This window comes from Affinibrenneria salicis (genome assembly GCF_008710095.1).
Genome location: NZ_VYKJ01000002.1, coordinates 81,188 through 103,989, shown reverse-complemented (window position 1 = coordinate 103,989; position 22,802 = coordinate 81,188). Strand labels below are relative to the sequence as shown.

Genomic DNA, 22,802 nt, shown 5'->3' with positions numbered 1-22,802 from the left:
GCGGATAGCACAGATTGCTTACCAAACGGCGACGCGTCGCATTAATAGCACAACGAGCGCGACGCACTCCGGTCTATGCTTATAGCGATTTATCATCGTCATTGTTAATTAACTACGGTTTTTTAACGTTATCCCGGCTCGGTCATTTGCGAGTCGGGATTTTTTTGCCTGCAGGGCAAGACCCGATAGCGCGAATCAGCGACAGGCTGCGCGGGCAACAAACCGCATCGGTCAGCGTTATGATAAAAGGTGGTGAGGATGTCATCGGATGAGGCGCCAGCGGCCCGGGCGAATATGAGCGATTAAAATACCGGAGAGGTCCGTCAGGGGGAGCCGATTTTGCCGGACACACTGCTGCGCCTGTGCGCTCGCTGTCCGGCCTGATGCCTGATGGAGCAAACGACGCCGGCCCAAAAGCGCGCCTGCGCGCAGGCGCGGAACAGCAGATTTGAATGTTAAACATCGGCGGAGGCCTGCGCCCCCGCCGATCATTCGATAACCACCGGCTTACATGTTATCGATGATATCCTGCGCGAACTCGCTGCATTTACGCAGCTTAGCGCCGTCCATCAGACGTTCGAAGTCGTAAGTCACGGTCTTATGGTTAATCGCGCCTTCCACACCTTTAACAATCAGGTCGGCCGCTTCAAACCACTGCATGTGGCGCAGCATCATTTCGGCGGACAGGATGATAGAGCCCGGGTTGACCTTATCCTGGCCGGCATACTTCGGTGCCGTGCCGTGCGTGGCTTCAAACAGCGCGCATTCGTCGCCGATATTGGCGCCCGGCGCGATACCGATACCGCCCACCTGCGCCGCCAGCGCATCGGAGATATAATCGCCGTTCAGGTTCATACAGGCGATCACGTCATACTCGGCCGGACGCAGCAGGATTTGCTGCAGGAAAGCATCGGCGATCACGTCTTTAACAATAATGTCTTTGCCGCTGTTCGGGTTCTTAATCTTCACCCACGGACCGCCGTCGATCAGTTCTCCGCCGAATTCTTCGCGCGCCAGCTGGTAGCCCCAGTCTTTAAACGCGCCCTCGGTGAACTTCATGATGTTGCCCTTGTGCACCAGGGTGACGGAGTCGCGATCGTTGGTGATGGCGTATTCGATCGCCGCGCGCACCAGCCGTTTGGTGCCCTGCTCGGAGCACGGTTTGATGCCGATGCCGCACTGCTGCGGGAAACGGATTTTGTTAACGCCCAGCTCTTCACGCAGGAACTTAATCACTTTGTCCGCTTCCGCGCTGCCCGCTTTCCACTCGATACCGGCATAAATATCTTCCGCGTTTTCGCGGAAAATCACCATGTCAGTCAGTTCAGGGTGTTTCACCGGGCTCGGCGTACCTTCATAGTAGCGTACCGGACGCAGGCAGATATACAGATCCAGTTGCTGGCGCAGCGCGACGTTCAGGGAACGAATACCGCCGCCCACCGGCGTAGTCAGCGGCCCTTTGATCGCCACGCGATATTCACGGATTAGATCCAGCGTCTCTTCCGGCAGCCAGACATCCTGGCCGTAGATCTGCGTGGATTTTTCACCGGTGTAGATTTCCATCCAGGAAATGGCGCGCTGGCCCTGATAGGCTTTTTTAACTGCGGCGTTGACCACGTTGATCATCGCGGGAGTGACGTCGACCCCAATGCCGTCCCCTTCGATGAACGGGATAATCGGATGATTGGGAACAACCAGTTTACCTTCGCCATCCACCGTAATCTTCTGACCTTCCGACGGTACAACTACTTTGCTTTCCATTAACCTCTCCTTCGAGCGCAATTTTGTTAATGATTTGTAAGATGCGGGTCAATACTACTCGAATATCCCGGCAGCGCCAATCGCAAACCATTTCGAGTATAATGCGGCTATGACCCGCAACGATAAAGACAATGAAGAAATACTCCGTTAAAAATCACCCTGTTAAACGATCCGCGCCGCGCCCGACCGCCCGACGTCCGCTAACCGCCGCCGCCAGGCGCGTCGTACTGTTCAATAAACCCTTCAATGTGTTGCCCCAGTTCACGGACGAAGCCGGCCGGGCAACGCTGAAAGATTACATTCCGGTTGGCGGAATTTACGCCGCCGGTCGTTTGGATCGCGACAGTGAAGGTTTGATAGTACTGACGAATGACGGCAAATTACAGGCTCAACTGACTCAACCGGGAAAAAAATGCGGCAAAGTCTACTATGTGCAGGTGGAAGGCGAGCCGGATGAACAGGATATACAGCGGCTGCGCCGCGGGGTGACGCTGAACGACGGGCCGACGTTGCCCGCTGGCGTCGAGCGCGTGGCGCAACCGGACTGGCTATGGCCGCGCACCCCGCCGATCCGCGAACGCAAGAACATTCCGGTCAGCTGGTTGAAAATCACGCTGCACGAAGGCCGCAACCGACAGGTGCGGCGCATGACCGCCCATGTCGGCCACCCCACCCTGCGCCTGATCCGCTACGCGGTGGCGGACTGGACGCTGGATAACTTATCTCCCGGTCACTGGAAGGACATAACCGATGTTTAAACCTCATGTTACCGTCGCCTGCGTAGTGCAGGCCGACAATCATTTTCTGGTGGTCGAAGAACCGATTAACGGGAAACATCTGTGGAATCAGCCGGCGGGGCACCTGGAGGCGGATGAAACGCTGCAGCAGGCCGCGCGGCGAGAACTGTGGGAAGAAACCGGCGTTGACGCCGAGCCGCAGAGCTTTCTGCAGCTGCACCAGTGGATCGCGCCGGACGGCACGCCGTTTTTACGCTTTTGCTTCGCCATCGATCTGACGGAGCGGGTGGCCACTCAGCCGCACGACAGCGATATCGAACGCTGCCTGTGGCTGCCCGCCGGGCGGATTTTGCAGGCCGCCAATCTGCGCTCGCCGCTGGTGGCGGAAAGCATACGCTGCTATCAACGCAACCAGCGTTATCCGCTGTCGCTGCTGGCGGCGTTTAACTGGCCGCATCATTAATTGCCGGCCCGGCGCGCATCAATGCTCAATCGGCGGTGCAGCCGGCGGCGCATCATGATAAAATACAGCGCTTGTTTACCGCCCGCAGGCGTTAATATATTCAGTTCGTGAGATTTTCATGTCAGATAACAGCCAGAAAAAAGTGATTGTCGGGATGTCCGGCGGCGTCGATTCTTCCGTTTCCGCTTACCTGCTGCAACAGCAAGGTTACCAGGTGGAAGGCCTGTTTATGAAAAACTGGGAAGAAGATGACGATACGGAGTACTGCTCCGCCGCCGCCGACCTTGCCGACGCACAGGCGGTCTGCGATAAGCTCGGCATCGAATTGCATACGGTGAATTTCGCCGCCGAATACTGGGACAACGTTTTCGAACTGTTTCTGGCCGAATATCGCGCCGGCCGCACCCCCAATCCCGATATTCTGTGCAATAAAGAAATCAAATTTAAGGCATTTCTTGAATTCGCCGCCGAGGATCTGGGCGCGGACTATATCGCCACCGGCCACTATGTCCGGCGTCAGGATATCAACGGCGCCACCCGTCTGCTGCGCGGGCTGGATGGCAACAAAGACCAGAGCTATTTTCTCTATACGCTGAGCCACGAACAGATCGCCCAGAGCCTGTTTCCCATCGGCGAGATGGAAAAACCCGAGGTGCGTCGCATCGCCGAACGGCTGGATCTGGCCACGGCGCGTAAAAAAGACTCGACCGGCATCTGCTTTATCGGCGAACGCAAATTTCGCGATTTTTTGGCCCGCTACCTGCCGGCTCAGCCGGGACCGATTCTGAACGTCGATGACCTGAGGCCGCTCGGCCAGCACCAGGGGTTGATGTACCACACCCTCGGTCAGCGCAAAGGACTCGGCATCGGCGGGACGAAAGATGGCGATGAGAATCCCTGGTACGTGGTGGATAAAGACGTGGCCGGCAATATTCTGTACGTTGCGCAGGGGCACGAGCATCCGCGCCTGATGTCGATCGGGCTGGTCGCCCGCCAGTTGCACTGGGTTGACCGGCAGCCGCTGCGCGCGCCGTTGACCTGCGTGGTGAAAACCCGCTACCGGCAGCAGGACATCGCCTGCCAGGTCGAGCCGAACGGCGATGACGGCGTGACGGTGCGCTTTGACGCGCCGGTCGCGGCGGTTACGCCTGGCCAGTCCGCCGTATTTTATCAGGGCGAAGTCTGTCTGGGCGGCGGCATCATTGAGCGACGTATTCAGGAGTAACCGTGGCGAAAAACTATCACGACATTACGCTGGCGCTGGCCGGCATCTGCCAGGCCGCACGGCTGGTGCAACAGATCGCTCACCAGGGCCACTGTGATGACGAAACGCTGCGCACATCGCTGAACAGCGTTCTGATCGTTAATCCCGCCTCCACGCTCGGCGTGTTCGGCGATTCGGTTGCGATGCTGAAACCCGGTCTGGAGGCGCTGCTGGGCGTGCTCAACACCAGCCGTCAGGGGCCGGATATCGACGTGTCGCGCTATACCTTCAGCCTGATGGTGCTGGAGCGTAAGCTAAACGGCAAAACGGCCGCGCTGGACGAGCTCAGCAAACGCATCGGTCAACTGGAGCGCCAGCTGGAGCATTTCGATCTGCTGTCCGACACCGTCATCGGCGCGCTGGCCGGCATTTACGTCGATGTGATCAGCCCGCTCGGCCCGCGCATTCAGGTCACCGGCGCGCCCGAGGTGCTGCAAAATTCCCAGGTACAGGCCAAAGTTCGCGCCTCGCTGTTAGCCGGCATGCGGGCCGCCGTGCTATGGCAGCAGGTAGGCGGCGGACGCCTGCAGCTGATGTTTTCCCGCGGCCATCTGGTTAAACAGGCGCAGAGCCTGTTGGCCAGCTGTTGATTATCGCTCGCGTCCGCCTTCGCCGGCGGCGCGCGGACGCCGCGTTCGATTAGTGCCATACCCTTTTTGTTTAACACCAATCCCAGGAGTTGCTTGCGATGGAATTATCCTCACTGACCGCCGTTTCCCCCGTCGATGGACGCTACGGCGATAAAGTCAGCACGCTGCGCGAGATTTTCAGCGAATTCGGTCTGCTGAAGTTCCGCGTGCAGGTTGAAGTACGCTGGCTGCAAAAACTGGCCGCTTGCGCAGAAATCAAGGAAGTTCCGCCATTTGATCGCGACGCAAACGCTTACCTCGACAAAATCGTCGCCGAATTCAGCGTGCAGGATGCGCAGCGCATTAAGACGATCGAGCGCACGACCAACCACGATGTAAAGGCCGTCGAATATTTCCTGAAAGAGAAAGTGGCCGCCGTGCCGGCGCTGCATGAGGTGAGCGAATTTATCCACTTCGCCTGCACCTCGGAAGATATCAATAACCTGTCGCACGCCCTGATGCTGAGCACCGCGCGGCGCGAGGTGGTGCTGCCGTACTGGCGCCGGATCATTGATAACCTGCGCCAGCTGGCCGGCGAGCACCGCGATATTCCGCTGCTGTCGCGCACCCACGGCCAGCCGGCCACGCCGTCGACCATCGGCAAAGAGCTGGCCAACGTGGCTTATCGCATGGAGCGCCAGTACCGCCAACTGGAGCAGGTGGAAATTCTGGGTAAAATCAACGGCGCGGTTGGGAATTACAACGCGCACCTGGTCGCCTACCCGGAAGTGGACTGGCACCAGTTCAGCGAAAGTTTCGTCACCTCGCTGGGCATCGTCTGGAACCCCTACACCACGCAGATCGAGCCGCACGACTACATCGCGGAGCTGTTTGACTGCATCGCCCGCTTTAACACCATCCTGATCGACTTCGATCGCGATATCTGGGGCTACATCGCGCTTAACCACTTCAAACAGAAGACTATCGCCGGCGAAATCGGCTCTTCGACCATGCCGCACAAGGTTAACCCGATCGATTTTGAAAACTCCGAAGGCAACCTCGGTCTGGCCAACGCCGTGCTGGGCCATCTGGCCAGCAAACTGCCGGTTTCGCGCTGGCAGCGCGATCTGACCGACTCCACCGTCCTGCGCAATCTCGGCGTGGGCGTCGGCTATGCGCTCATCGGCTGGCAGTCGACGCTGAAAGGCATGAGCAAACTGGAAGTAAACCGCGCCCATCTGCTGGACGAGCTGGACCATAACTGGGAAGTGCTGGCCGAGCCGATCCAGACCGTGATGCGCCGCTACGGCATTGAAAAACCGTATGAAAAACTGAAGGAACTGACGCGCGGCAAGCGCATTGACGCCGCCGGCATGCAGGCATTTATCGACGGACTGGCCTTGCCGGAAGCCGAAAAAACCCGGCTGAAAGCGCTGACGCCCGCCAGCTATATCGGCCGCGCCGTGCAGTTGGTCGACGACCTGAAATAACCCGCCGACGCCGGGCCAGTCATGGTCCGGCTCGCGCTTCCCCGCTCCGACATGCTGTGCCGTAGCCCGTGTATTGACCCGCGGTTTAAACTTCAGCGCAGACAATTATTCTTATTCCATTTATTCTTATTCCATTCAAGTCCTGAACGCAACGCGCAGGCAAATGTCAGGGACAAAAGACACTATCGCTGAGGAAGTGACCATGCGCATTCTGGTTGTAGAAGACAACATGTTGCTACGCCACCATCTTACGGTGCAAATGAACGAAATGAATCATCAGGTCGACGCGGCGGCCGATGCCCGTGAAGCCGACTATTTTTTGCAGGAGCATGCTCCCGACATCGCGATCGTGGATCTCGGCCTGCCCGGCGAAGACGGCATGAGTATGATCCGCCGCTGGCGCGCCGGTCAGATAAAGCTGCCGATTCTGGTGCTGACGGCGCGCGAAGGCTGGCAGGACAAGGTGGCCGTGCTGGAGGCAGGCGCCGACGACTACGTGACCAAACCCTTCCATATGGAAGAAGTGGTCGCCCGTCTGCAGGCGCTGATGCGCCGCCACTGCGGGCTGGCCTCGCAGATCATTAGCCTGCCGCCGTTCCAGGTCGATTTATCGCGCCGTGAACTGGTGGTCAATCAGCAGCAGATCAAGCTGACCGCGTTCGAATACACCATCATCGAAACCCTGATCCGCAACGCCGGCAAAGTGGTCAGCAAAGAGGCGCTGATGCTGCAGCTGTACCCGGACGCCGAATTGCGCGAAAGCCATACCATCGATGTGCTGATGGGGCGGCTGCGCAAGAAACTGCAGGTCGCGCATCCCGGCGAAGTCATCACCACCGTGCGCGGCCAGGGTTACCGCTTTGATATTCAGACGCCCGATGACTGAGGCCGCGCGCCGCGCGCCCTTCTCGCTGCGCGTCCGTTTTTTGCTGGCCACGGTCGCCATCGTTCTGGCGCTGTCGCTGTCTTACGGCATGGTGGCCATCATCGGCTACAGCGTCAGTTTCGACAAGACCTCTTTCCGCCTGCTGCGCGGCGAGAGCAATCTGTTTTTCAGTCTGGCGCAGTGGCGCGACAACCAGTTAACCATCGCCATGCCGCCGGATATTGACATTAACTACCCGACGCTGGTGCTGATTTACGACCGCGAAGGCAATATCCTGTGGCGCGAACGCAACGTACCGGAAATGGAGGCGTTGATTCGCCCCGAATGGCTGCAGAAAACCGCCTATCACGAGATTGATACCGATACCCATACCAGCAGCGAAGTGCTGAAAGACGATCCGCGCCTGCTCAGCCAGCTCAAATCGTTCAACAGCCGCGCGCGCGGCGCGCTGACGCACTCAATCGCGGTGAACCGCTACCCGGCCACCGGCCATCTGCCGCCGCTGACCATTGTGGTGGTCGATCGCATCCCGCAGGAACTGCAGCAGGCGGATATGGTCTGGGAATGGTTCAGCTATGTGTTCGTCGCCAATCTGCTGCTGGTGCTGCCGCTGCTGTGGCTGGCCGCGCACTGGAGCCTGCGGCCGATTCAGAAACTGGCGCATCAGGTCGGCGAGCTGGAAAACGGCACGCGTCAGCAGATGGATGAAAATCCGCCGCGCGAACTGTCGCGTCTGGTGCGCAACCTCAATCTTCTGGTGCGCAACGAGCGCCAGCGCCATCAAAAATACCGCACCACGCTGACCGACCTCACCCACAGTCTGAAAACGCCGCTGGCGGTACTGCAGACCACCCTGCGCGCGCTGCGTACCGGCCGGGAAACCACCATTGAACAGGCCGAGCCGATCATGCTGGAGCAGATCAGCCGCATCTCGCAACAGATTGGCTACTATCTGCACCGCGCCAGCGTGCAGGCCGAACACAACGTGCTGACGCGCGAGATCCACTCCGCGCCCGCGCTGCTCGACAGCCTGTGCTCCGCGCTCAACAAAGTTTACCAGCGCAAGGGCGTCGAGCTAACGCTGGACATTTCGCCGGAGCTTACGTTCATCGGCGAAAAAAACGACTTCATGGAGATCCTCGGCAATATTCTGGATAACGCCTGCAAATACTGTCTGGAGTTCGTCGAGATCAGCGCTCAGTATTCGGACCACCGGCTGCATCTGATCGTGGATGACGACGGTCCGGGTATTCCTGCCAGCAAACGGGCGGTGATTTTTCAGCGCGGCCAGCGCGCCGATACGCTGCGCCCCGGTCAGGGACTGGGCCTGTCGGTTGCGGCGGAGATCATCGAACAGTATCAGGGCGAGATCATCATCAGCGACAGCGCGCTGGGCGGCGCGCGGGTCGAAGCCATTTTCGCCCGTCAGGCGCTGCAGAATGAGGTGTGAAAGACCTGGCCGGGCGCCGGAGTTCCGCTATAATTGCCGCTCACCCTACCATGCCGGAACATACTATGGATTATCAACTGAATCTCGACTGGCCGGATTTCATGCAGCGTCACTGGCAGAAAAGACCTGTCATTATTAAGCGCGGTTTTCAGCAATTCGTCGATCCGCTGGCCCCCGACGAACTGGCCGGTCTGGCAATGGAAAGCGAAGTGGACAGCCGGCTGATTAGCCATCACGAAGGCCGCTGGCAGGTGAGCCACGGTCCGTTCGAAAGCTACGATCATCTGGGGGAAACCAACTGGTCGCTGCTGGTACAGGCGGTCGATCACTGGCATGAGCCGTCCGCGGCGCTGATGGCGCCGTTCCGCCACATCCCGGACTGGCGCATGGACGACCTGATGATCTCCTTCTCCGTACCCGGCGGCGGCGTGGGGCCGCACCTCGATCAGTACGACGTATTCATTATTCAGGGAAGCGGACGGCGGCGCTGGCGGGTAGGCGAAAAAGTGCCGATGAAACAGCATTGTCCGCATCCCGACTTGCTGCAGGTGGCGCCCTTCGACGCCATTATCGATGAAGAAATGGAATCCGGCGATATTTTATACATTCCGCCCGGTTTCCCGCATGAAGGCTACTCGCTGGAAAATTCGCTCAACTATTCCGTCGGCTTCCGGGCGCCCAACGCGCGGGAATTGCTGAGCAGCTTTGCCGATTACGTACTGGCCAGCGATCTGGGCAGCCACCGCTATAGCGATCCCGAGATTGCGCCGCGCGCGCACCCCGCCTGCATTCTGCCGCAGGAAACGAGCGCGCTGCAGAAAATGATGCTGGACCTGGTGCAGCAGCCGCAGCACTTTAACCGCTGGCTGGGCGAATTCATCTCCCAGTCGCGTCATGAGCTGGACCTCGCGCCGCCGGAGCCGCCCTGGCAGGCCGGCGAGATCTACGACCTGCTGCAGCAGGGCGAAAAGCTGCGCCGCCCCGGCGGATTGCGCGTGCTGTGCATCGGCGAGCATTGCTTCGTCAACGGCGAATGGCTGCAGAGCCCGCACACGGCCGCGCTGTCGGCGCTGGCGCACTATCCTGTCGTCGACGCCGGGCAGTTCGGCGCAGCGCTGGACGATCCCTCCTTCCTGGCGCTGTTGTGCACGCTGATTAACAACGGCTACTGGTATTTTGCCGATTAATGTCTGAGCGGTCACCGACGTCCGGCGGACCATGACGCAAAAGCCCCGCGGCCATCACCGGCCGCGGGGCTTTTTTAACGCGCCGACGCGCGCTCATCGGGCCAGGACTTAAGCCTGATGCTCAATCGTCTTGCGGTTTTCTATCGCTATTTTCTGCGGCTTTTCGCTTTCCGGAATATCCTGCAGCAGTGTAATGGTCAGCAGGCCGTTTTCCAGCGCGGCCCCCTGTACTTTAACGTGCTGCGGCAACGCGTAGCTGACGCTGAAGTCCGTACGGCTGATGCCGCGATGCAGCCAGCCTTCATCTTGCGCGGCGCGCTCTTCTTCCCGCTTACCGCTTACGCTGAGCTGCCCGCCTGCAGCATTAATTTCCAGTTCGTCTTCCTTCCAGCCGGGAACGCTCAACGTAATGGCAAAGCGATTGTCGCCCAGCCGGCGAATATCATAGGACGGTGCACTCTCCAGCGGTATATCGCCGGTCAACTGGCTGAACAGCCGATCTATACGGTTAAAACGATCGGAAAACAGCGAATTAGAAATATCGGGGAACAACGACAAGGTTCTCAGTGCCATGATTAACCTCCTGAATAATACCCGTCATACTTCAGGCTGCGGGCGCGCTGGCGCGCCCGCACGCCAATCATTCAGGGTATCGACGCAATACACATTCAAAAGTTCAACATGTGAGGCAAGCATCGCTTGTCCGACTATAACATGGCGGCGCGGACAACCATTTCAAGCGTCGTTTTTTTAATCCTGATCACATTTTTTGCTTTTTATACGCCGGAGACGCTGCGTCCGCGGCACAAGACGCGCCGGGACGAGGGAGAAGAACGGTAGCGCCGATTACGCTTTCGCGCGCAGCGCAGTCAGTTCGGCGATGCGCATAATGACCGCCACCGCCTGTTCCATTCCCTCCAGCGTAACGAACTCATGTTTGCCGTGGTAGTTATAGCCGCCGGTGAAGATATTCGGACAGGGCAACCCCTGGAAAGAGAGCATAGCGCCGTCGGTACCGCCGCGAATCGGTTTCATAACCGGTTCGATAGCGCAATCGCGCATAGCCTGCTGCGCCAGCGCGATAATATGCGGATGTTGTTCCACCTTCTCGCGCATGTTGTAGTAGCTGTCGGTAATCGTAACTTCAATATAGCAGTCAGGATGCAGCCCTTTCCCGGTGTTTTCGGCGATATCCAGCATCATTTTCTTGCGCGCCTCGAAACCGCTGCGATCGAAATCGCGCAGGATATAGTGCAGTTCGGCCCGCTCCACCGTGCCTTTAGCGCTGTGCAGATGATAGAAACCCTCATACCCGTCGGTCAGTTCCGGCACTTCCTGCGCCGGCACCTGTTGATGATAGCGCGCCGCCAGCGACAAAGCGTTCACCATCACGCCCTTAGCGGTACCGGGATGGACGTTATTGCCGACGAACTTCACCGACACCGAAGCGGCGTTGAAGTTTTCCCCTTCCAGTTCCCCCACGCCGCCGCCGTCGACGGTATAGGCCCACTGCGCGCCGAACCCCGCCACATCGAAAAAATGCGCGCCGCGACCGACTTCTTCATCCGGCGTAAAGGCGACGCGGATATTCCCATGCGGAATCTGCTGATTTTTCAGCCGCACGATTGCGGTCATAATCTCGGCGATGCCGGCCTTATCATCCGCGCCCAGCAGCGTTTTACCATCGGTGGTGATCAACGTATGCCCGAGCAACTGATGCAATACCGGAAACATCACCGGCGACAGCACCTCGTCGCCGATCCCCAGCGCAATATCCCCGCCGCGATAATTTTCGAGAATCTGCGGATTCACGTTTTTGCCGCTGTAGTCCGGCGAGGTATCGAGGTGGGAGATAAAACCGATCGCCGGCACATCCCAGGCGACGTTGGCGGGCAGCGTCGCCATCACGCAACCATGCTGATTCAGCGTAACCTGCTCAAACCCCAGATCCAGCAGTTCCTGCTGCAGCGCTTTCGCCAGCTTCATCTGTCCGTCTGTACTGGGAACGCGGCGCACCCCGGCCTTCGACTGGGTATCAAAAGAAACGTAATTTAAAAAACGATCGAGTAATTTATCCATTGTCCGCCTCCTGCACATTGCGTTTCATTATGGAGATGGCTTTCACGCCAGATATTGCGTCAGGTCAGTTTTTGCCGCGTTAACCCGGTTAACGACCATCCCTTCACCTGCGGCCGGCGCGGGAATATTCACGGGGTGTGCGCATCGTCGCCGGGAAAACCACGCTATTGCATACTAAGAAGACGCATTGCGGAAACAAAAAATTAACACAAATAATGCCTCGCGCCGCTGCTAATATAGCGATTTCTCTCGCTATCAGCGCGGCGCAAGTCGGTCGCTCGTCAGTATTTGGCGTTAACGGCCTATTTCCCGTAGAATGCCCTCCCTCAACTGAGAGTTTTGCCATAAAGGTGATAACCATTGGTTCTGCATCCCTGCGGCCCGGGCAAAAGAATAAGCCCCTTACGGAACAGAGCAATACGCTAAATGACAGAAAAAATTTCCCCTGCACCGATCGTAGAATTAATTAACGTTCGGAAAAGTTTTCACGGCAGAGATATTATCTCCGGCTTTAATCTCGCCATAAATAACGGTGAGTTTTTGACCATTCTTGGTCCCTCCGGCTGCGGCAAGACCACCGTATTGCGTTTAATCGCCGGGCTGGAAACGGTCGACGACGGCGATATCGTGCTCGACGGCCGGCAAATTACCGCCCTGCCCGCCGAACACCGCCATGTGAACACTGTATTTCAAAGCTACGCGCTTTTTCCTCATCTCAGCGTATTTGAGAACGTCGCCTTTGGTCTGCGCATGCAGAAAACGCCGGCGGCGGACATTGCGCCGCGCGTGATGGCCGTCTTAACCATGGTTCAGCTGGACGAACTGGCGCAGCGTCTGCCGCATCAACTCTCCGGCGGCCAGCAGCAGCGCGTGGCGATCGCCCGCGCCGTCGTCAACAACCCGCGCGTCCTGCTGCTGGACGAGTCGCTCTCCGCGCTGGACTATAAGCTGCGCAAACAAATGCAGAACGAGCTCAAGGCTCTGCAGCGTAAACTGGGCATCACCTTTATCTTCGTCACGCACGATCAGGAAGAGGCGCTGACCATGTCCGATCGCATCGTCGTGATGCGCGACGGCCGCATTGAGCAGGACGGCACGCCGCGCGAAATCTATGAAGAGCCGAAGAATCTGTTCGTCGCCAGCTTTATCGGCGAAATCAATATCTTTGACGCGACGGTGCTGACGCCCCTCGACGATCGGCGCGTACTTGCCAACGTCGAGGGACGCGAGTGCCATATCAACGTCGCCTTTCCGGTGCAGGCCGGGCAGACGCTCAACGTACTGCTGCGGCCGGAGGATCTGCGGGTCGAGGAGATCAACGACGGCCGCGCGGCGCACGGCATCATCGGTTACGTGCGCGAAAGAAACTATAAGGGCATGACGCTGGAATCCACCATCGAACTGGAAAGCGGCAAAATGGTGACGGTGAGCGAATTCTTCAACGAGGACGACCCCGACGTCGACCATTCGCTGAATCAGAAAGTAGCGGTCACCTGGGTTGAAAGCTGGGAGGTGGTGCTGAGCAATGAAGAAACCGCGTAAGCTATTTCAGAATATCGTGATCGCCGGCGTGGTGGGCTGGCTGCTGCTGTTCGTGTTTCTGCCCAATCTGATGATTATCGGCACCAGTTTTTTGACCCGCGACGACGCCAGTCTGGTCAGCATGGTGTTCACCCTTGATAACTATACCCGGCTGGCCGACCCGCTGTACGCTCAGGTGCTGCTGCACTCGCTGAATATGGCGCTGTTCGCCACGCTGTGCTGCCTGCTGCTGGGTTACCCATTCGCCTTTATTCTGGCCCGCATGCCGGCGAAACTGCGCCCGCTGCTGATGTTCCTGCTGATTGTGCCGTTCTGGACCAATTCGCTGATCCGCATCTACGGACTGAAAATTTTTCTCAGCACGCGCGGCTATCTGAACGAATGGCTGATGTGGCTGGGCGTTATTGAGAAACCGCTGCGTATTATGTATACGCCCGAAGCGGTGATCCTCGGTCTGGTGTATATCCTGCTGCCGTTTATGGTTCTGCCGCTCTATTCCAGCATCGAAAAACTCGATAAATCCTGTCTGGAGGCGGCCCGCGATCTGGGCGCCAGCCGCTGGCAGACCTTTATCCGCATCATCATCCCGTTGACCATGCCGGGCATTATCGCCGGTTGCCTGTTGGTATTGCTGCCGGCGATGGGGCTGTTCTTCGTGTCCGACCTGATGGGCGGCGCGAAAAACCTGCTGATTGGCAATGTGATTAAGAGTCAGTTCCTCAATATCCGCGACTGGCCGTTCGGCGCCGCCACCAGTATTTGTCTGACCCTGATTATGGGCCTGATGCTGCTGGTCTACTACCGGGCCTCCCGGCTGCTGAATAAAAAGGAGGAGCCGGCATGATCGGACGTCTGTGCCGCACCGGTTTTATGGGCGCTATCTACGCCTGGCTGTATATTCCGATCATTATTTTGATCGTTAACTCGTTCAACCAGGCGCGCTTCGGCATTAACTGGCAGGGCTTTACCCTGAACTGGTATCGCACGCTGCTGAATAACGACAGCCTGCTGCAGGCCGCGCAGCACTCGCTGACCATGGCGGTGTGCTCCGCCACCTTCGCTACGTTGATCGGCTCGCTCGCCGCGGTGGCGCTTTATCGCTATCGTTTCCGCGGCAAGCCTTTTGTCGGCGGCATGCTGTTCGTGGTGATGATGTCGCCCGATATTGTCATGGCGATTTCGCTGCTGGTGCTGTTTATGCTGCTGGGCATCTCGCTCGGCTTCTGGTCGCTGCTGGTGTCCCATATCACCTTCTGTTTGCCCTTCGTGGTGATCACCGTCTATTCGCGTCTGAAGGGATTTGACGTGCGCATGCTGGAAGCGGCGCGCGATCTGGGCGCCAGCGAGCTGATTATCCTGCGTAAGATCATCTTGCCGCTGGCCATGCCGGCCGTGGCCGCCGGCTGGCTACTCAGCTTCACGCTGTCGATGGACGACGTGGTGGTTTCGTCGTTCGTCACCGGGCCGTCCTATGAGATTCTGCCGCTGAAGATCTATTCGATGGTCAAAGTCGGCGTGTCGCCGGAGGTCAACGCGCTGGCGACGATTCTGCTGGCGTTGTCCCTGTTGCTGGTTCTGACCAGTCAGATTATCCTGCGCGATCGCCGCGGAAAATAACACGGGCTTACGCCGCTTACCCCTGGAGCTTTAGGAGACGACAACATGAAAAAATGGTTACCCCTGCTGGCCGCCGGCGCCATGGCGTTCAGTATCCATGCCGCCGACGCCAGCGACGCCAAAACGCTCTACTTCTACAACTGGACCGAGTACGTGCCGCCCGGCCTGCTGGAGCAGTTCACCAAAGAGACCGGCATTAAGGTGATCTATTCCACCTATGAATCCAACGAAAGCATGTACGCGCGGCTGAAAACCTATAAAGACGGCGCCTATGACTTAGTCGTGCCCTCCACCTACTTTATTTCTAAAATGAGTAAGGAAGGCATGCTGCAGAAGATTGATACCGACAAGCTCAGCAATTTCCACAATCTGGATCCCAACCTGCTGCATAAATCCTTCGATCCCGGCAACGACTATTCCGTTCCTTATATCTGGGGCGCCACCGCCATCGGCATCAACAGCGAACAGCTCGATCCGGCCAGCGTGACGAGCTGGGCCGATTTGTGGAACCCCAAATACAAAGGCAGCCTGCTGCTGACCGACGATGCGCGCGAAGTGTTCCAGATCGCGCTGCGCAAGCTGGGCTACTCGGCCAATACCACCGACCCGCAGCAGATCGAGGCGGCCTACAAAGAGCTGCAAAAGCTGATGCCGAACGTGCTGGCGTTCAACTCGGATAACCCCGGCAACCCGTTTATGGAAGGGGACGTTAATCTGGGTATGGTCTGGAACGGCTCAGCGTTCGTCGCCAGACAGTCCGGCACCCCGCTGGAAGTCATCTGGCCGCAGGAAGGCGGTATCTTCTGGATGGACAGCCTGGCGATCCCGGCCAACGCCAAAAACGTCGAAGGCGCGATGAAACTGATCGACTTCCTGCTGCGGCCGGAAATCGCGGCGCAGGTGGCGGAAACCATCGGTTACCCGACGCCGAATCTCGCCGCCAGGAAACGCCTGCCGCCGGAAATCGCCAATGATAAATCGCTGTATCCTGACGATGAAGTGATCCGGAAAGGCGAATGGCAGAACGATGTCGGCGAAGCCAGCACGCTGTACGAGACCTATTTTCAGCAGTTGAAGGCCGGCCGTTAGCCCCCGTTGCCGCGCGCCCCTGACCGACAAGGGAGCCGCGGCGCGCCAGACAGCCGCACCGCGTCATTCCTTCACCAGTCAATCTCCGTATTCTTTACCTGCCCGCCTCCCCCTGCGCGGCGGGCCGTCGGCTACCGAACTGGGGCAGTATTTAGCATAAGCATGCTACGGGCAAAGCCCCACAGGAACGATAACCACTTCCATAGGCGGTGGTTTAAGCGTGACAAAAAATATGCCCGCGCAGGGCGGGCATAGAGAAAGGTATCGCGCGCGCCGGCGCTACGTCCGGCGCGTTAAAACCGCGTTTAATCCTTCTGCTGATGGGCGAAGTCCAGCGCAATATGCACCGTTTCGTCCAGATAAGGATCGGCTTCCTGATAATCTTTCGGCAGATCGTCCAGCGATTTAAGCGTCTTCTTGCCCTGACGGGTCAGTCGATCGTTAATCCGCTGCAGACGCGTAGCTTCCTCATCGTGATTCTCTTTTTCGCGCTGGGCGAAATTAAGCGACACAATATTGCGGTTGTCCTTCATCGCGTTGTAGCGAGCCAGATCCTGCTCGATATACTGGAATTCAGGATCGCTGGCGATACGCGCCTGATGCAGTTTGATCAACGCCGGGACTTCCGGCGCCAGATCGCCGCTGCGGGTATAAGCCGCCGCATTAATGCTATCCCACGGCAGCGCGTTATCTTCAAAACGTTCGCCGGTCTCCACCGTCTGACCGCCGGTCGGCATCATGATATCCGGCGTAACCCCTTTCTGCTGGGTACTGCCGCCCGTTATACGGTAGAACTTCTGAATGGTGTACTGCACCGAACCCAGCGCCGGCCAGTCCGGCCGCAGCATCTGGTCGTAAATGCGGTTCAGCGAACGGTATTGCTGCACGGTGCCTTTGCCGAAGGTCGGCTCGCCGACAATCAGCGCCCGGCCGTAGTCCTGCATCGCGGCGGCAAATATTTCCGACGCCGAAGCGCTAAAGCGATCCACCAGCACCACCAGCGGCCCCTTATAGTAAACCGTGCCGTCGGTATCGCTGTCGGCGCGAACCTTGCCGTTATTATCGCGAATCTGCACCACCGGACCGCTGGGGATAAACAGGCCGGACAGCCCGACCGCTTCGGTCAGCGCGCCGCCGCCGTTGCTGCGCAGATCAATGACGATACTGCTGACATGCTGTTTTTCCAGCTTCTGCAGTTGCACTTTCACATTATCGGTCAGACCGACATAAAAGCCCGGCACATCCAGCACCCCGACCTTCTCTTTACCGACCGTTTTCACCGACATTTTGACCGCGCGGTCTTCCAGGCGGATACGTTCACGCGTCAGCGTTACCGTACGCGTCCGGGTGCCTTTACCGGCCGGCAGAATTTCCAGCCGCACCCGACTGCCCTTCGGCCCTTTGATCAGCGCCACCACGTCGTCCAGACGCCAGCCGATCACATCCACCATCGGCTGACCGTTCTGGCCGACGCCGACGACGCGATCGCCCACGCTGATATTCTTACTCTTCGCGGCCGGTCCGCCGGCCACCAGCGAGTTGATCACCGTATAGTCGTCGTCCATTTGCAGCACGGCGCCAATCCCTTCCAGAGACAGGCTCATTTCGGTATTAAACTGCTCGGTGTTGCGCGGCGACAGATAGCTGGTATGCGGATCGATTTCGCGCGCAAAGGCGTTCATGATCAGCTGAAAGACGTCCTCGCTGTTGCCCTGCGCCAGGCGCCGAATGGCGAACTGGTAGCGGCGGGTCAGCACATCTTTGATTTCTTTATCGTCTTTACCGGCCAGTTTCAGGCTCAGCCAGTCATATTTGACGCGGGCGTCCCACAGCCGGTTCAGATCGTCTTCGCTGACCGGCCACGGCGCTTTACCGCGGTCAAGCTCGATGGAATCATTACCGCTGAGGTTCATCGGCTTATTCAGCAGCGACAGCGCATACTGATAGCGCTCAAAACGTCGCTTCTGCGCCAGGTTATACATCGCATAAGGCGTATCGAGTTTGCCCTGCGCCATTTCCGGGCCGATGCGGGTTTTCTGCGCGGAAAATTGCTCAATATCGGACGCCAGCAGCACATTGTGGCTGTAGTCGAGCATATTGAGATAGCGGGTAAATATTTTGCCGGAAAACGAGGCGTCCAGCATAAACTGGCGATAATGAGAGCGTAAAAAACGCGAGCTGATGCGCTCGCTTACCGTCGCATGCTGCGCTTCCGGGCGGAGCTGGGGAATCTGATCGACCCGGGTAATGTTTTCGTTGGCGAAGCTGCTTCCCGTCAGCAGTAATGCTGCTAACGCGGTTATTCTGACAAATTTGTTCATGCCCTGGTTGGCCTCCGTATCAGAACTGTAAGTGTTCTGCGCGCACAATCATCGCCAGGCCGGAGGCAAGCTGCACCCTGACTTCGCCTTTCGCAATCTCAAGCACAGTAGCATCCATGGCACTTTTACCCGCTCTGACCTTGATTTCCTGACCGATTTTCAGCCGGGAAATATCCGTCACCGCAACATGCTGCTGTGGCTGCTCGCCGTTAGCCGCACGGGCCGGGCGAGGAGACGACGAACGATTTACTTTCTGACCTGCAGGCTGCGGCTTACGGGCATCGGCCGCGCCTTTCCCCTCCCGACGAACGGCAGGCTTGCGGTTAGCCGGACGAGACGCGGGCGCGGCGTCGCCGCTTGCGCGTTTCTTCGCCTGCTGTTCCGCTCTCTGAGCCTGAACGCGCGCCTTCGCATCTTCCAGCTGTTTGCGCGCATGATCCACATGCTGCTGTTCCAGCTCTCCGCACGGGTTACCGTCCAGATCGACACGCTGAGCGCCCGGTTTAATACCGTACAAATAGCGCCAGCTTGACGTATACAATCTCAGCGCAGAGCGCAATTGCGTTTTGCTGACGTTATCGCTTTCCGGTACGCGGGCGATAAGATCCTGAAAAATCCCGATTTTTAACGGGCGCGTTTCACCTTCTGCGGTGAAGCAAAGCGGGAACCGCTCAGCCAAAAAGGCAATAACTTCTCTACTGCTGTTCAACTTAGGTTGATTTTCCATGAAATTTCCTGATTACAACGGGTTTGCCAACCAGCGCAGGCATGAACAGGCGTCATTATAATGACGCCATCGGCAATTGCCACGTTATCCGTCTCTCAACGTGAAAGAGAATTGATAAAAGTCAGCGCATCACTCAATTCAAGCTGCGCGCACAACGTCGCCACCACCGCATTTAACCCTTCCTCATCCTGCGCATCGAAGCGCCGATGACGCGTGCTGTCGATATCGAGAACGCCGAAAGTTCTGCCGCCGACGCACAGCGGCAAAACAATTTCCGCATTGCTGGCGGCATCGCAGGCGATGTGCCCGTCGAACGCGTGCACGTCATCCACCCGCAGCACACGATTTTCCGCGATCGCGCGTCCGCAGACCCCTTTGCCGGACGGGATTCTGACGCAGGCGACCTTACCCTGAAACGGGCCGAGGAACAGCGTGTCGTCGTCAAGCAGGTAAAAACCCGCCCAGTTCACGTCGTCCAGTCGCTCATACAGCAGGGCGCTGCTGTTGGCCAGAATGGTAATAAAGCGGTTTTCGCCGGCAATCAATGCCGATAAGTCGCGCACTAAATCAGTGTAAAAACGTTGTTTGATCATAACCTATTGATTACTCATAAAATATCATTGTAGCTTCAGACCCGATTCATTCTGCCCGCTCAGCGGGTACGTACATTAAACACGGATTCAAATTCCGTTGCCGCCGACGTCCGGCCGGTTCAATGGCCGCCGCCTGACCGCTCCGGTCGGACGATAATGCCAGACATCCCTCTTGTGCGTGCAGGGAATATGAAAATATAACCTATCAGCCGCGCGGCGCCATTTAATTCGCAGCCTCACGGCGCAAGCGCACGCTTTCGCGCGCGGCGCGCCCATTCGGCATGCTCTGAAATTCTCGCGCCGCGCTCACGTTGACAAATGATTTCATCTACACTTCAGCTCAGGTGAGAAAAGAAAGGATAACCGGAAACATCATGTTTGCTCTGGTAATTTTTGTCTGTTATCTGGGAAATGGCTGCGATGATATGGTGATTGGCGTCTATAACAACGAACGCCAGTGCCTGGATGCGATGCAGGAGCAGCGCTTACGTCACGCGGGCTGCTTTCCGGTTGAAGATTTTATCGACGGATTTTGGCTTCCGGCCCAGGAATACGGTGATTTTTGACCGTCGCCCGCGGCGGACGCCGGGTATGGCCTTTTATTCTGCGGACTGATAAGTGTAAGATAATGCGGTTATAAATGGAGGGTGTATGTATATTATTAGTCTGAGCTACAAAAAAGTATTAGCCGATGTCGATGCGCTGCTGGAGCAGCATGTCGCATGGTTGCAAAAAAACTACCGTGAGGGGCATTTTCTGGCTTCTGGCCGCAAAAACCCGCGCACCGGCGGCGTGATTCTGGCCCGCAGTATGGACAGAGAACAACTGAATGATCTGTTGAAGCAAGATCCTTTTATCGCGGTTGCCGATTATGAGGTTATTGATTTTCAGCCGTCCATGGCCGTCGATGCACTTTCCGCTCTCAAAGACCTCTGATATCCCGTTATCGCTGTTTTCCCGCCGGGATTGTAACACCAGCCGGCGGGGCCGCCTGTCGTCCGCGCTGGCTGATTGCCGTTCAGCAGGCTTTTACCACCGGCAGATCGCTTAGCCGGGTGGTGTACGCCGGCGATAACAACTCCCGCTTCATCGCCCAGTGCTGCTCCGTCCCCTGCCCGGCGAACCATACCCGCCCCTTTCCCGACTGATTAATCCGATCGATGGTCTGCATAAGCGGTGTACTGTTTGACCATGGCGCCCGCTCGCTAAATAACGGCAGTTGCTCCGCGCCGTGGCGATAAAAGTCGGTCAGCATCACTCCGGCTTTCATATAGCGGCGGCCGGTCGACCAGATCTGATCGAGCGCATTCGTCGCCAGGCGGACAATATCGCGAGTATCGCAGGTGGAAACCGGCAGATGACTGCTGGCCTGACGGGCGCAAAAAGCCTCTCCGGCGGCATGCGGACTGGTACGGATAAACACCGACACCTGACGACAGGACTGACGCTGGCCGCGCAATTTTTCAGCCGCGCGCTCCGCATAGGAGCAGACGGCCTGCCGCATATCCTCATAGACGGTGATGCGTTTGCTGAACGAGCGGGAACAGATAATCTGCTGCCTGGCGGCGGCCACCGCCTCCGCTTCCAGACAGGACTGCCCCCTCAGTTCGCGCACCGTCCTCTCCAGCACCACGCTGAAAGTCTTGCGCACCCAGGCAGGATCGCAACTGGCCAGTTGCAAAGCCGTATCGATGCCGGCCCCGCGCAGGCTGCGCGACAGCCGCCGGCCAACGCCCCACACCTCTTCGACCGGCATAATCGCCAGCAGCCGGCGCTGGCGGTCGCGCTGCGATAAATCGACCACGCCGCCCGTTTTCGGCCACCGCTTCGCCGCATGGTTGGCTAATTTCGCCAGCGTTCTGGTGGGCGCGATACCGACGCCCACCGCCAGATGGGTATCGCGCAATATGCGCGCCTTTAGCTCCCGCCCCAGTTGCTCCAGCCGCCCTTCGGCGCCGATACCGCTCAGATTTAAAAACGCTTCATCGATGCTGTATATTTCAACCTCCGGCGTCATCTGCTCCAGCGTGGTCATCACCCGGTTCGACATATCGGCATACAGCGCATAGTTTGACGAAAACACCGCCACCGAGTGCCGGCGCAGAAGAGGATGGATCTGGAAAAAAGGCGCGCCCATCCTGATCCCCAGATCGCGGGCGGCGGCGGAGCGGGCGATCACGCAGCCGTCGTTGTTGCTGAGCACCACTACCGGTCGGTTCCGCAGGTCTGGACGGAATACCGTCTCGCAGCTGGCGTAAAACGCGTTAACATCCACCAATGCATACATTAGCGCAGCGCGTGAATCACGTAAGTGACCACCCCAAAAATATCCAGTTGCTCCGCCGGATTGAGATAAATTGGCGCATAGCGGGCGTTCATCGGCAACAGCGCCGGGCGCGGCGTCGTCTGCAGGCGTTTGATGGTGAAATCCCCCCCGATCGCCGCAATCACAATATCGCCATGCCGGGCCTGCAGTGAACTGTCGACCACCACCAAATCGCCGTCATTAATGCTGGCGTCAACCATCGAATCACCGCAAACGCGCACGAAATAGGTGGCCGCGGGATGTTGAACACAAACATCATTCAGATTGATGCGTTGCTCAACATAGTCCTGCGCCGGGCTGGGGAACCCGGCCGCGATACGATCGCCGAACAGCGGTAATGCCGGACCGAAAGGCAACTCACTGAGTTTTATTACATGCATAATCACGCCAAATACTGTGTTTATATACAGCTTAATTATTGTTGGCGGCTAATGCAACCGCGCCGCCGATACACAGTATAAATTTATCCGCAGCAGTCATGGCGCAAAGCCAGGGTTCATAGCCCCTGTCCGGAGGAGGACGCCCGGCGCTGGGCGATATGGCGGACTATTCAGCATATGGCGGCGAGCTTGCTGCTTGCTGCTTGCTGCTTGCTGCTTGCTGCTTGCTGCTTGCTGCTTGCTGCTTGCTGCTTGCTGCTTGCTGCTTGCTGCTTGCTGCTTGCTGCTTGCTGCTTGCTGCTTGCTGCTTGCTGCTTGCTG

Annotated in this window: 22 protein-coding genes; 14 read left to right on the top strand and 8 right to left on the bottom strand. The window is 57.9% G+C overall.

What is annotated here, in order from left to right:
* Positions 1–507: 507 nt before the first annotated feature.
* Positions 508–1,761 carry an NADP-dependent isocitrate dehydrogenase gene (gene icd / locus FJU30_RS05350; RefSeq protein ID WP_150433962.1) on the bottom strand — a complete coding sequence of 418 codons (1,254 nt, stop codon included), beginning with the start codon at positions 1,759–1,761 and terminating at the stop codon, positions 508–510.
* Between the two features lie 131 nt (positions 1,762–1,892).
* Here icd and rluE point away from each other — a divergent pair, with 131 nt between their 5' ends.
* From rluE to FJU30_RS05310, 8 genes are all read left to right on the top strand, one after another.
* Positions 1,893–2,519: a 23S rRNA pseudouridine(2457) synthase RluE gene (gene rluE, locus FJU30_RS05345; protein WP_150433961.1), complete on the top strand. Its 627-nt coding sequence runs from the start codon at positions 1,893–1,895 to the stop codon at positions 2,517–2,519.
* A complete protein-coding gene (locus tag FJU30_RS05340; RefSeq protein ID WP_150433960.1) occupies positions 2,512–2,961 on the top strand; it encodes an NUDIX hydrolase in 450 nt (149 codons plus the stop codon). The genes rluE and FJU30_RS05340 overlap by 8 nt, the downstream gene beginning before the upstream one ends.
* A 118-nt stretch (positions 2,962–3,079) precedes the next feature.
* Complete coding sequence (mnmA, locus tag FJU30_RS05335; RefSeq protein WP_150433959.1) at positions 3,080–4,186, top strand: tRNA 2-thiouridine(34) synthase MnmA; 1,107 nt, start codon at positions 3,080–3,082, stop codon at positions 4,184–4,186.
* A 2-nt stretch (positions 4,187–4,188) separates the two neighbouring features.
* A complete protein-coding gene (gene hflD, locus FJU30_RS05330; RefSeq protein ID WP_150433958.1) occupies positions 4,189–4,815 on the top strand; it encodes a high frequency lysogenization protein HflD in 627 nt (208 codons plus the stop codon).
* A 98-nt stretch (positions 4,816–4,913) separates the two neighbouring features.
* Entirely contained in the window at positions 4,914–6,284 is a 1,371-nt protein-coding gene (gene purB / locus FJU30_RS05325) for an adenylosuccinate lyase (protein ID WP_150433957.1), read from the top strand.
* A 202-nt stretch (positions 6,285–6,486) separates the two neighbouring features.
* Entirely contained in the window at positions 6,487–7,170 is a 684-nt protein-coding gene (gene phoP / locus FJU30_RS05320; protein ID WP_150433956.1) for a two-component system response regulator PhoP, read from the top strand.
* The gene (phoQ, locus tag FJU30_RS05315; RefSeq protein ID WP_150433955.1) at positions 7,163–8,620 is read left to right on the top strand and encodes a two-component system sensor histidine kinase PhoQ; all 1,458 of its coding nucleotides are present in this window, start codon (positions 7,163–7,165) and stop codon (positions 8,618–8,620) included. Before phoP ends, phoQ begins: the two co-directional genes overlap by 8 nt.
* A 65-nt stretch (positions 8,621–8,685) precedes the next feature.
* The gene (locus tag FJU30_RS05310; RefSeq protein ID WP_150433954.1) at positions 8,686–9,807 is read left to right on the top strand and encodes a ribosomal protein uL16 3-hydroxylase; all 1,122 of its coding nucleotides are present in this window, start codon (positions 8,686–8,688) and stop codon (positions 9,805–9,807) included.
* A gap of 108 nt (positions 9,808–9,915) precedes the next feature.
* Here FJU30_RS05310 and FJU30_RS05305 read toward each other — a convergent pair whose 3' ends face one another.
* Both FJU30_RS05305 and pepT read right to left on the bottom strand, forming a co-directional pair.
* Positions 9,916–10,380: an Hsp20 family protein gene (locus FJU30_RS05305; protein ID WP_150433953.1), complete on the bottom strand. Its 465-nt coding sequence runs from the start codon at positions 10,378–10,380 to the stop codon at positions 9,916–9,918.
* A gap of 273 nt (positions 10,381–10,653) precedes the next feature.
* Positions 10,654–11,886 (bottom strand): peptidase T, encoded by a 1,233-nt coding sequence (gene pepT, locus FJU30_RS05300; RefSeq protein WP_150433952.1) that lies wholly within the window; start codon positions 11,884–11,886, stop codon positions 10,654–10,656.
* A 426-nt stretch (positions 11,887–12,312) separates the two neighbouring features.
* Here pepT and potA point away from each other — a divergent pair, with 426 nt between their 5' ends.
* Genes potA through potD form a run of 4 tightly spaced genes read left to right on the top strand, consistent with a single transcriptional unit; the run spans position 12,313 to position 16,134 of the window.
* Positions 12,313–13,428 carry a spermidine/putrescine ABC transporter ATP-binding protein PotA gene (potA, locus tag FJU30_RS05295; protein ID WP_150433951.1) on the top strand — a complete coding sequence of 372 codons (1,116 nt, stop codon included), beginning with the start codon at positions 12,313–12,315 and terminating at the stop codon, positions 13,426–13,428.
* Entirely contained in the window at positions 13,412–14,272 is an 861-nt protein-coding gene (potB, locus tag FJU30_RS05290; RefSeq protein ID WP_150433950.1) for a spermidine/putrescine ABC transporter permease PotB, read from the top strand. Before potA ends, potB begins: the two co-directional genes overlap by 17 nt.
* Positions 14,269–15,045, top strand: coding sequence for a spermidine/putrescine ABC transporter permease PotC (potC, locus tag FJU30_RS05285; RefSeq protein WP_150433949.1), 777 nt, complete (start codon positions 14,269–14,271; stop codon positions 15,043–15,045). The genes potB and potC overlap by 4 nt, the downstream gene beginning before the upstream one ends.
* 45 nt (positions 15,046–15,090) lie before the next feature.
* Complete coding sequence (potD, locus tag FJU30_RS05280; RefSeq protein WP_150433948.1) at positions 15,091–16,134, top strand: spermidine/putrescine ABC transporter substrate-binding protein PotD; 1,044 nt, start codon at positions 15,091–15,093, stop codon at positions 16,132–16,134.
* Between the two features lie 305 nt (positions 16,135–16,439).
* Here potD and prc read toward each other — a convergent pair whose 3' ends face one another.
* From prc to FJU30_RS05265, 3 genes are all read right to left on the bottom strand, one after another.
* The gene (prc, locus tag FJU30_RS05275) at positions 16,440–18,455 is read right to left on the bottom strand and encodes a carboxy terminal-processing peptidase (protein ID WP_150433947.1); all 2,016 of its coding nucleotides are present in this window, start codon (positions 18,453–18,455) and stop codon (positions 16,440–16,442) included.
* 19 nt (positions 18,456–18,474) lie between these two features.
* Positions 18,475–19,182 carry an RNA chaperone ProQ gene (gene proQ / locus FJU30_RS05270; RefSeq protein WP_150433946.1) on the bottom strand — a complete coding sequence of 236 codons (708 nt, stop codon included), beginning with the start codon at positions 19,180–19,182 and terminating at the stop codon, positions 18,475–18,477.
* Between the two features lie 95 nt (positions 19,183–19,277).
* Positions 19,278–19,775: a GAF domain-containing protein gene (locus FJU30_RS05265; RefSeq protein WP_150433945.1), complete on the bottom strand. Its 498-nt coding sequence runs from the start codon at positions 19,773–19,775 to the stop codon at positions 19,278–19,280.
* Positions 19,776–20,149: 374 nt separating this feature from the next.
* Here FJU30_RS05265 and FJU30_RS05260 point away from each other — a divergent pair, with 374 nt between their 5' ends.
* Together FJU30_RS05260 and FJU30_RS05255 are read left to right on the top strand one after the other, a co-directional pair.
* Positions 20,150–20,341: a YdfD/YebW family protein gene (locus FJU30_RS05260; RefSeq protein ID WP_150433944.1), complete on the top strand. Its 192-nt coding sequence runs from the start codon at positions 20,150–20,152 to the stop codon at positions 20,339–20,341.
* A gap of 85 nt (positions 20,342–20,426) precedes the next feature.
* Positions 20,427–20,711 carry a YciI family protein gene (locus FJU30_RS05255; protein ID WP_150433943.1) on the top strand — a complete coding sequence of 95 codons (285 nt, stop codon included), beginning with the start codon at positions 20,427–20,429 and terminating at the stop codon, positions 20,709–20,711.
* 82 nt (positions 20,712–20,793) lie between these two features.
* Here FJU30_RS05255 and umuC read toward each other — a convergent pair whose 3' ends face one another.
* Both umuC and umuD read right to left on the bottom strand, forming a co-directional pair.
* Entirely contained in the window at positions 20,794–22,062 is a 1,269-nt protein-coding gene (gene umuC / locus FJU30_RS05250; RefSeq protein WP_150433942.1) for a translesion error-prone DNA polymerase V subunit UmuC, read from the bottom strand.
* A complete protein-coding gene (gene umuD / locus FJU30_RS05245) occupies positions 22,062–22,481 on the bottom strand; it encodes a translesion error-prone DNA polymerase V autoproteolytic subunit (protein WP_150433941.1) in 420 nt (139 codons plus the stop codon). The genes umuC and umuD overlap by 1 nt, the downstream gene beginning before the upstream one ends.
* Positions 22,482–22,802 lie beyond the last annotated feature (321 nt).

Coding starts and splice junctions, on each gene's coding strand:
- icd (WP_150433962.1), bottom strand. CDS start 1,761: ATGGAAAGCAAAGTAGTTGTACCGTCGGAAGGTCAGAAGATTACGGTG.
- rluE (WP_150433961.1), top strand. CDS start 1,893: ATGAAGAAATACTCCGTTAAAAATCACCCTGTTAAACGATCCGCGCCG.
- FJU30_RS05340 (WP_150433960.1), top strand. CDS start 2,512: ATGTTTAAACCTCATGTTACCGTCGCCTGCGTAGTGCAGGCCGACAAT.
- mnmA (WP_150433959.1), top strand. CDS start 3,080: ATGTCAGATAACAGCCAGAAAAAAGTGATTGTCGGGATGTCCGGCGGC.
- purB (WP_150433957.1), top strand. CDS start 4,914: ATGGAATTATCCTCACTGACCGCCGTTTCCCCCGTCGATGGACGCTAC.
- phoP (WP_150433956.1), top strand. CDS start 6,487: ATGCGCATTCTGGTTGTAGAAGACAACATGTTGCTACGCCACCATCTT.
- phoQ (WP_150433955.1), top strand. CDS start 7,163: ATGACTGAGGCCGCGCGCCGCGCGCCCTTCTCGCTGCGCGTCCGTTTT.
- FJU30_RS05310 (WP_150433954.1), top strand. CDS start 8,686: ATGGATTATCAACTGAATCTCGACTGGCCGGATTTCATGCAGCGTCAC.
- FJU30_RS05305 (WP_150433953.1), bottom strand. CDS start 10,380: ATGGCACTGAGAACCTTGTCGTTGTTCCCCGATATTTCTAATTCGCTG.
- pepT (WP_150433952.1), bottom strand. CDS start 11,886: ATGGATAAATTACTCGATCGTTTTTTAAATTACGTTTCTTTTGATACC.
- potA (WP_150433951.1), top strand. CDS start 12,313: ATGACAGAAAAAATTTCCCCTGCACCGATCGTAGAATTAATTAACGTT.
- potB (WP_150433950.1), top strand. CDS start 13,412: ATGAAGAAACCGCGTAAGCTATTTCAGAATATCGTGATCGCCGGCGTG.
- potC (WP_150433949.1), top strand. CDS start 14,269: ATGATCGGACGTCTGTGCCGCACCGGTTTTATGGGCGCTATCTACGCC.
- potD (WP_150433948.1), top strand. CDS start 15,091: ATGAAAAAATGGTTACCCCTGCTGGCCGCCGGCGCCATGGCGTTCAGT.
- prc (WP_150433947.1), bottom strand. CDS start 18,455: ATGAACAAATTTGTCAGAATAACCGCGTTAGCAGCATTACTGCTGACG.
- proQ (WP_150433946.1), bottom strand. CDS start 19,182: ATGGAAAATCAACCTAAGTTGAACAGCAGTAGAGAAGTTATTGCCTTT.
- FJU30_RS05265 (WP_150433945.1), bottom strand. CDS start 19,775: ATGATCAAACAACGTTTTTACACTGATTTAGTGCGCGACTTATCGGCA.
- FJU30_RS05260 (WP_150433944.1), top strand. CDS start 20,150: ATGTTTGCTCTGGTAATTTTTGTCTGTTATCTGGGAAATGGCTGCGAT.
- FJU30_RS05255 (WP_150433943.1), top strand. CDS start 20,427: ATGTATATTATTAGTCTGAGCTACAAAAAAGTATTAGCCGATGTCGAT.
- umuC (WP_150433942.1), bottom strand. CDS start 22,062: ATGTATGCATTGGTGGATGTTAACGCGTTTTACGCCAGCTGCGAGACG.
- umuD (WP_150433941.1), bottom strand. CDS start 22,481: ATGCATGTAATAAAACTCAGTGAGTTGCCTTTCGGTCCGGCATTACCG.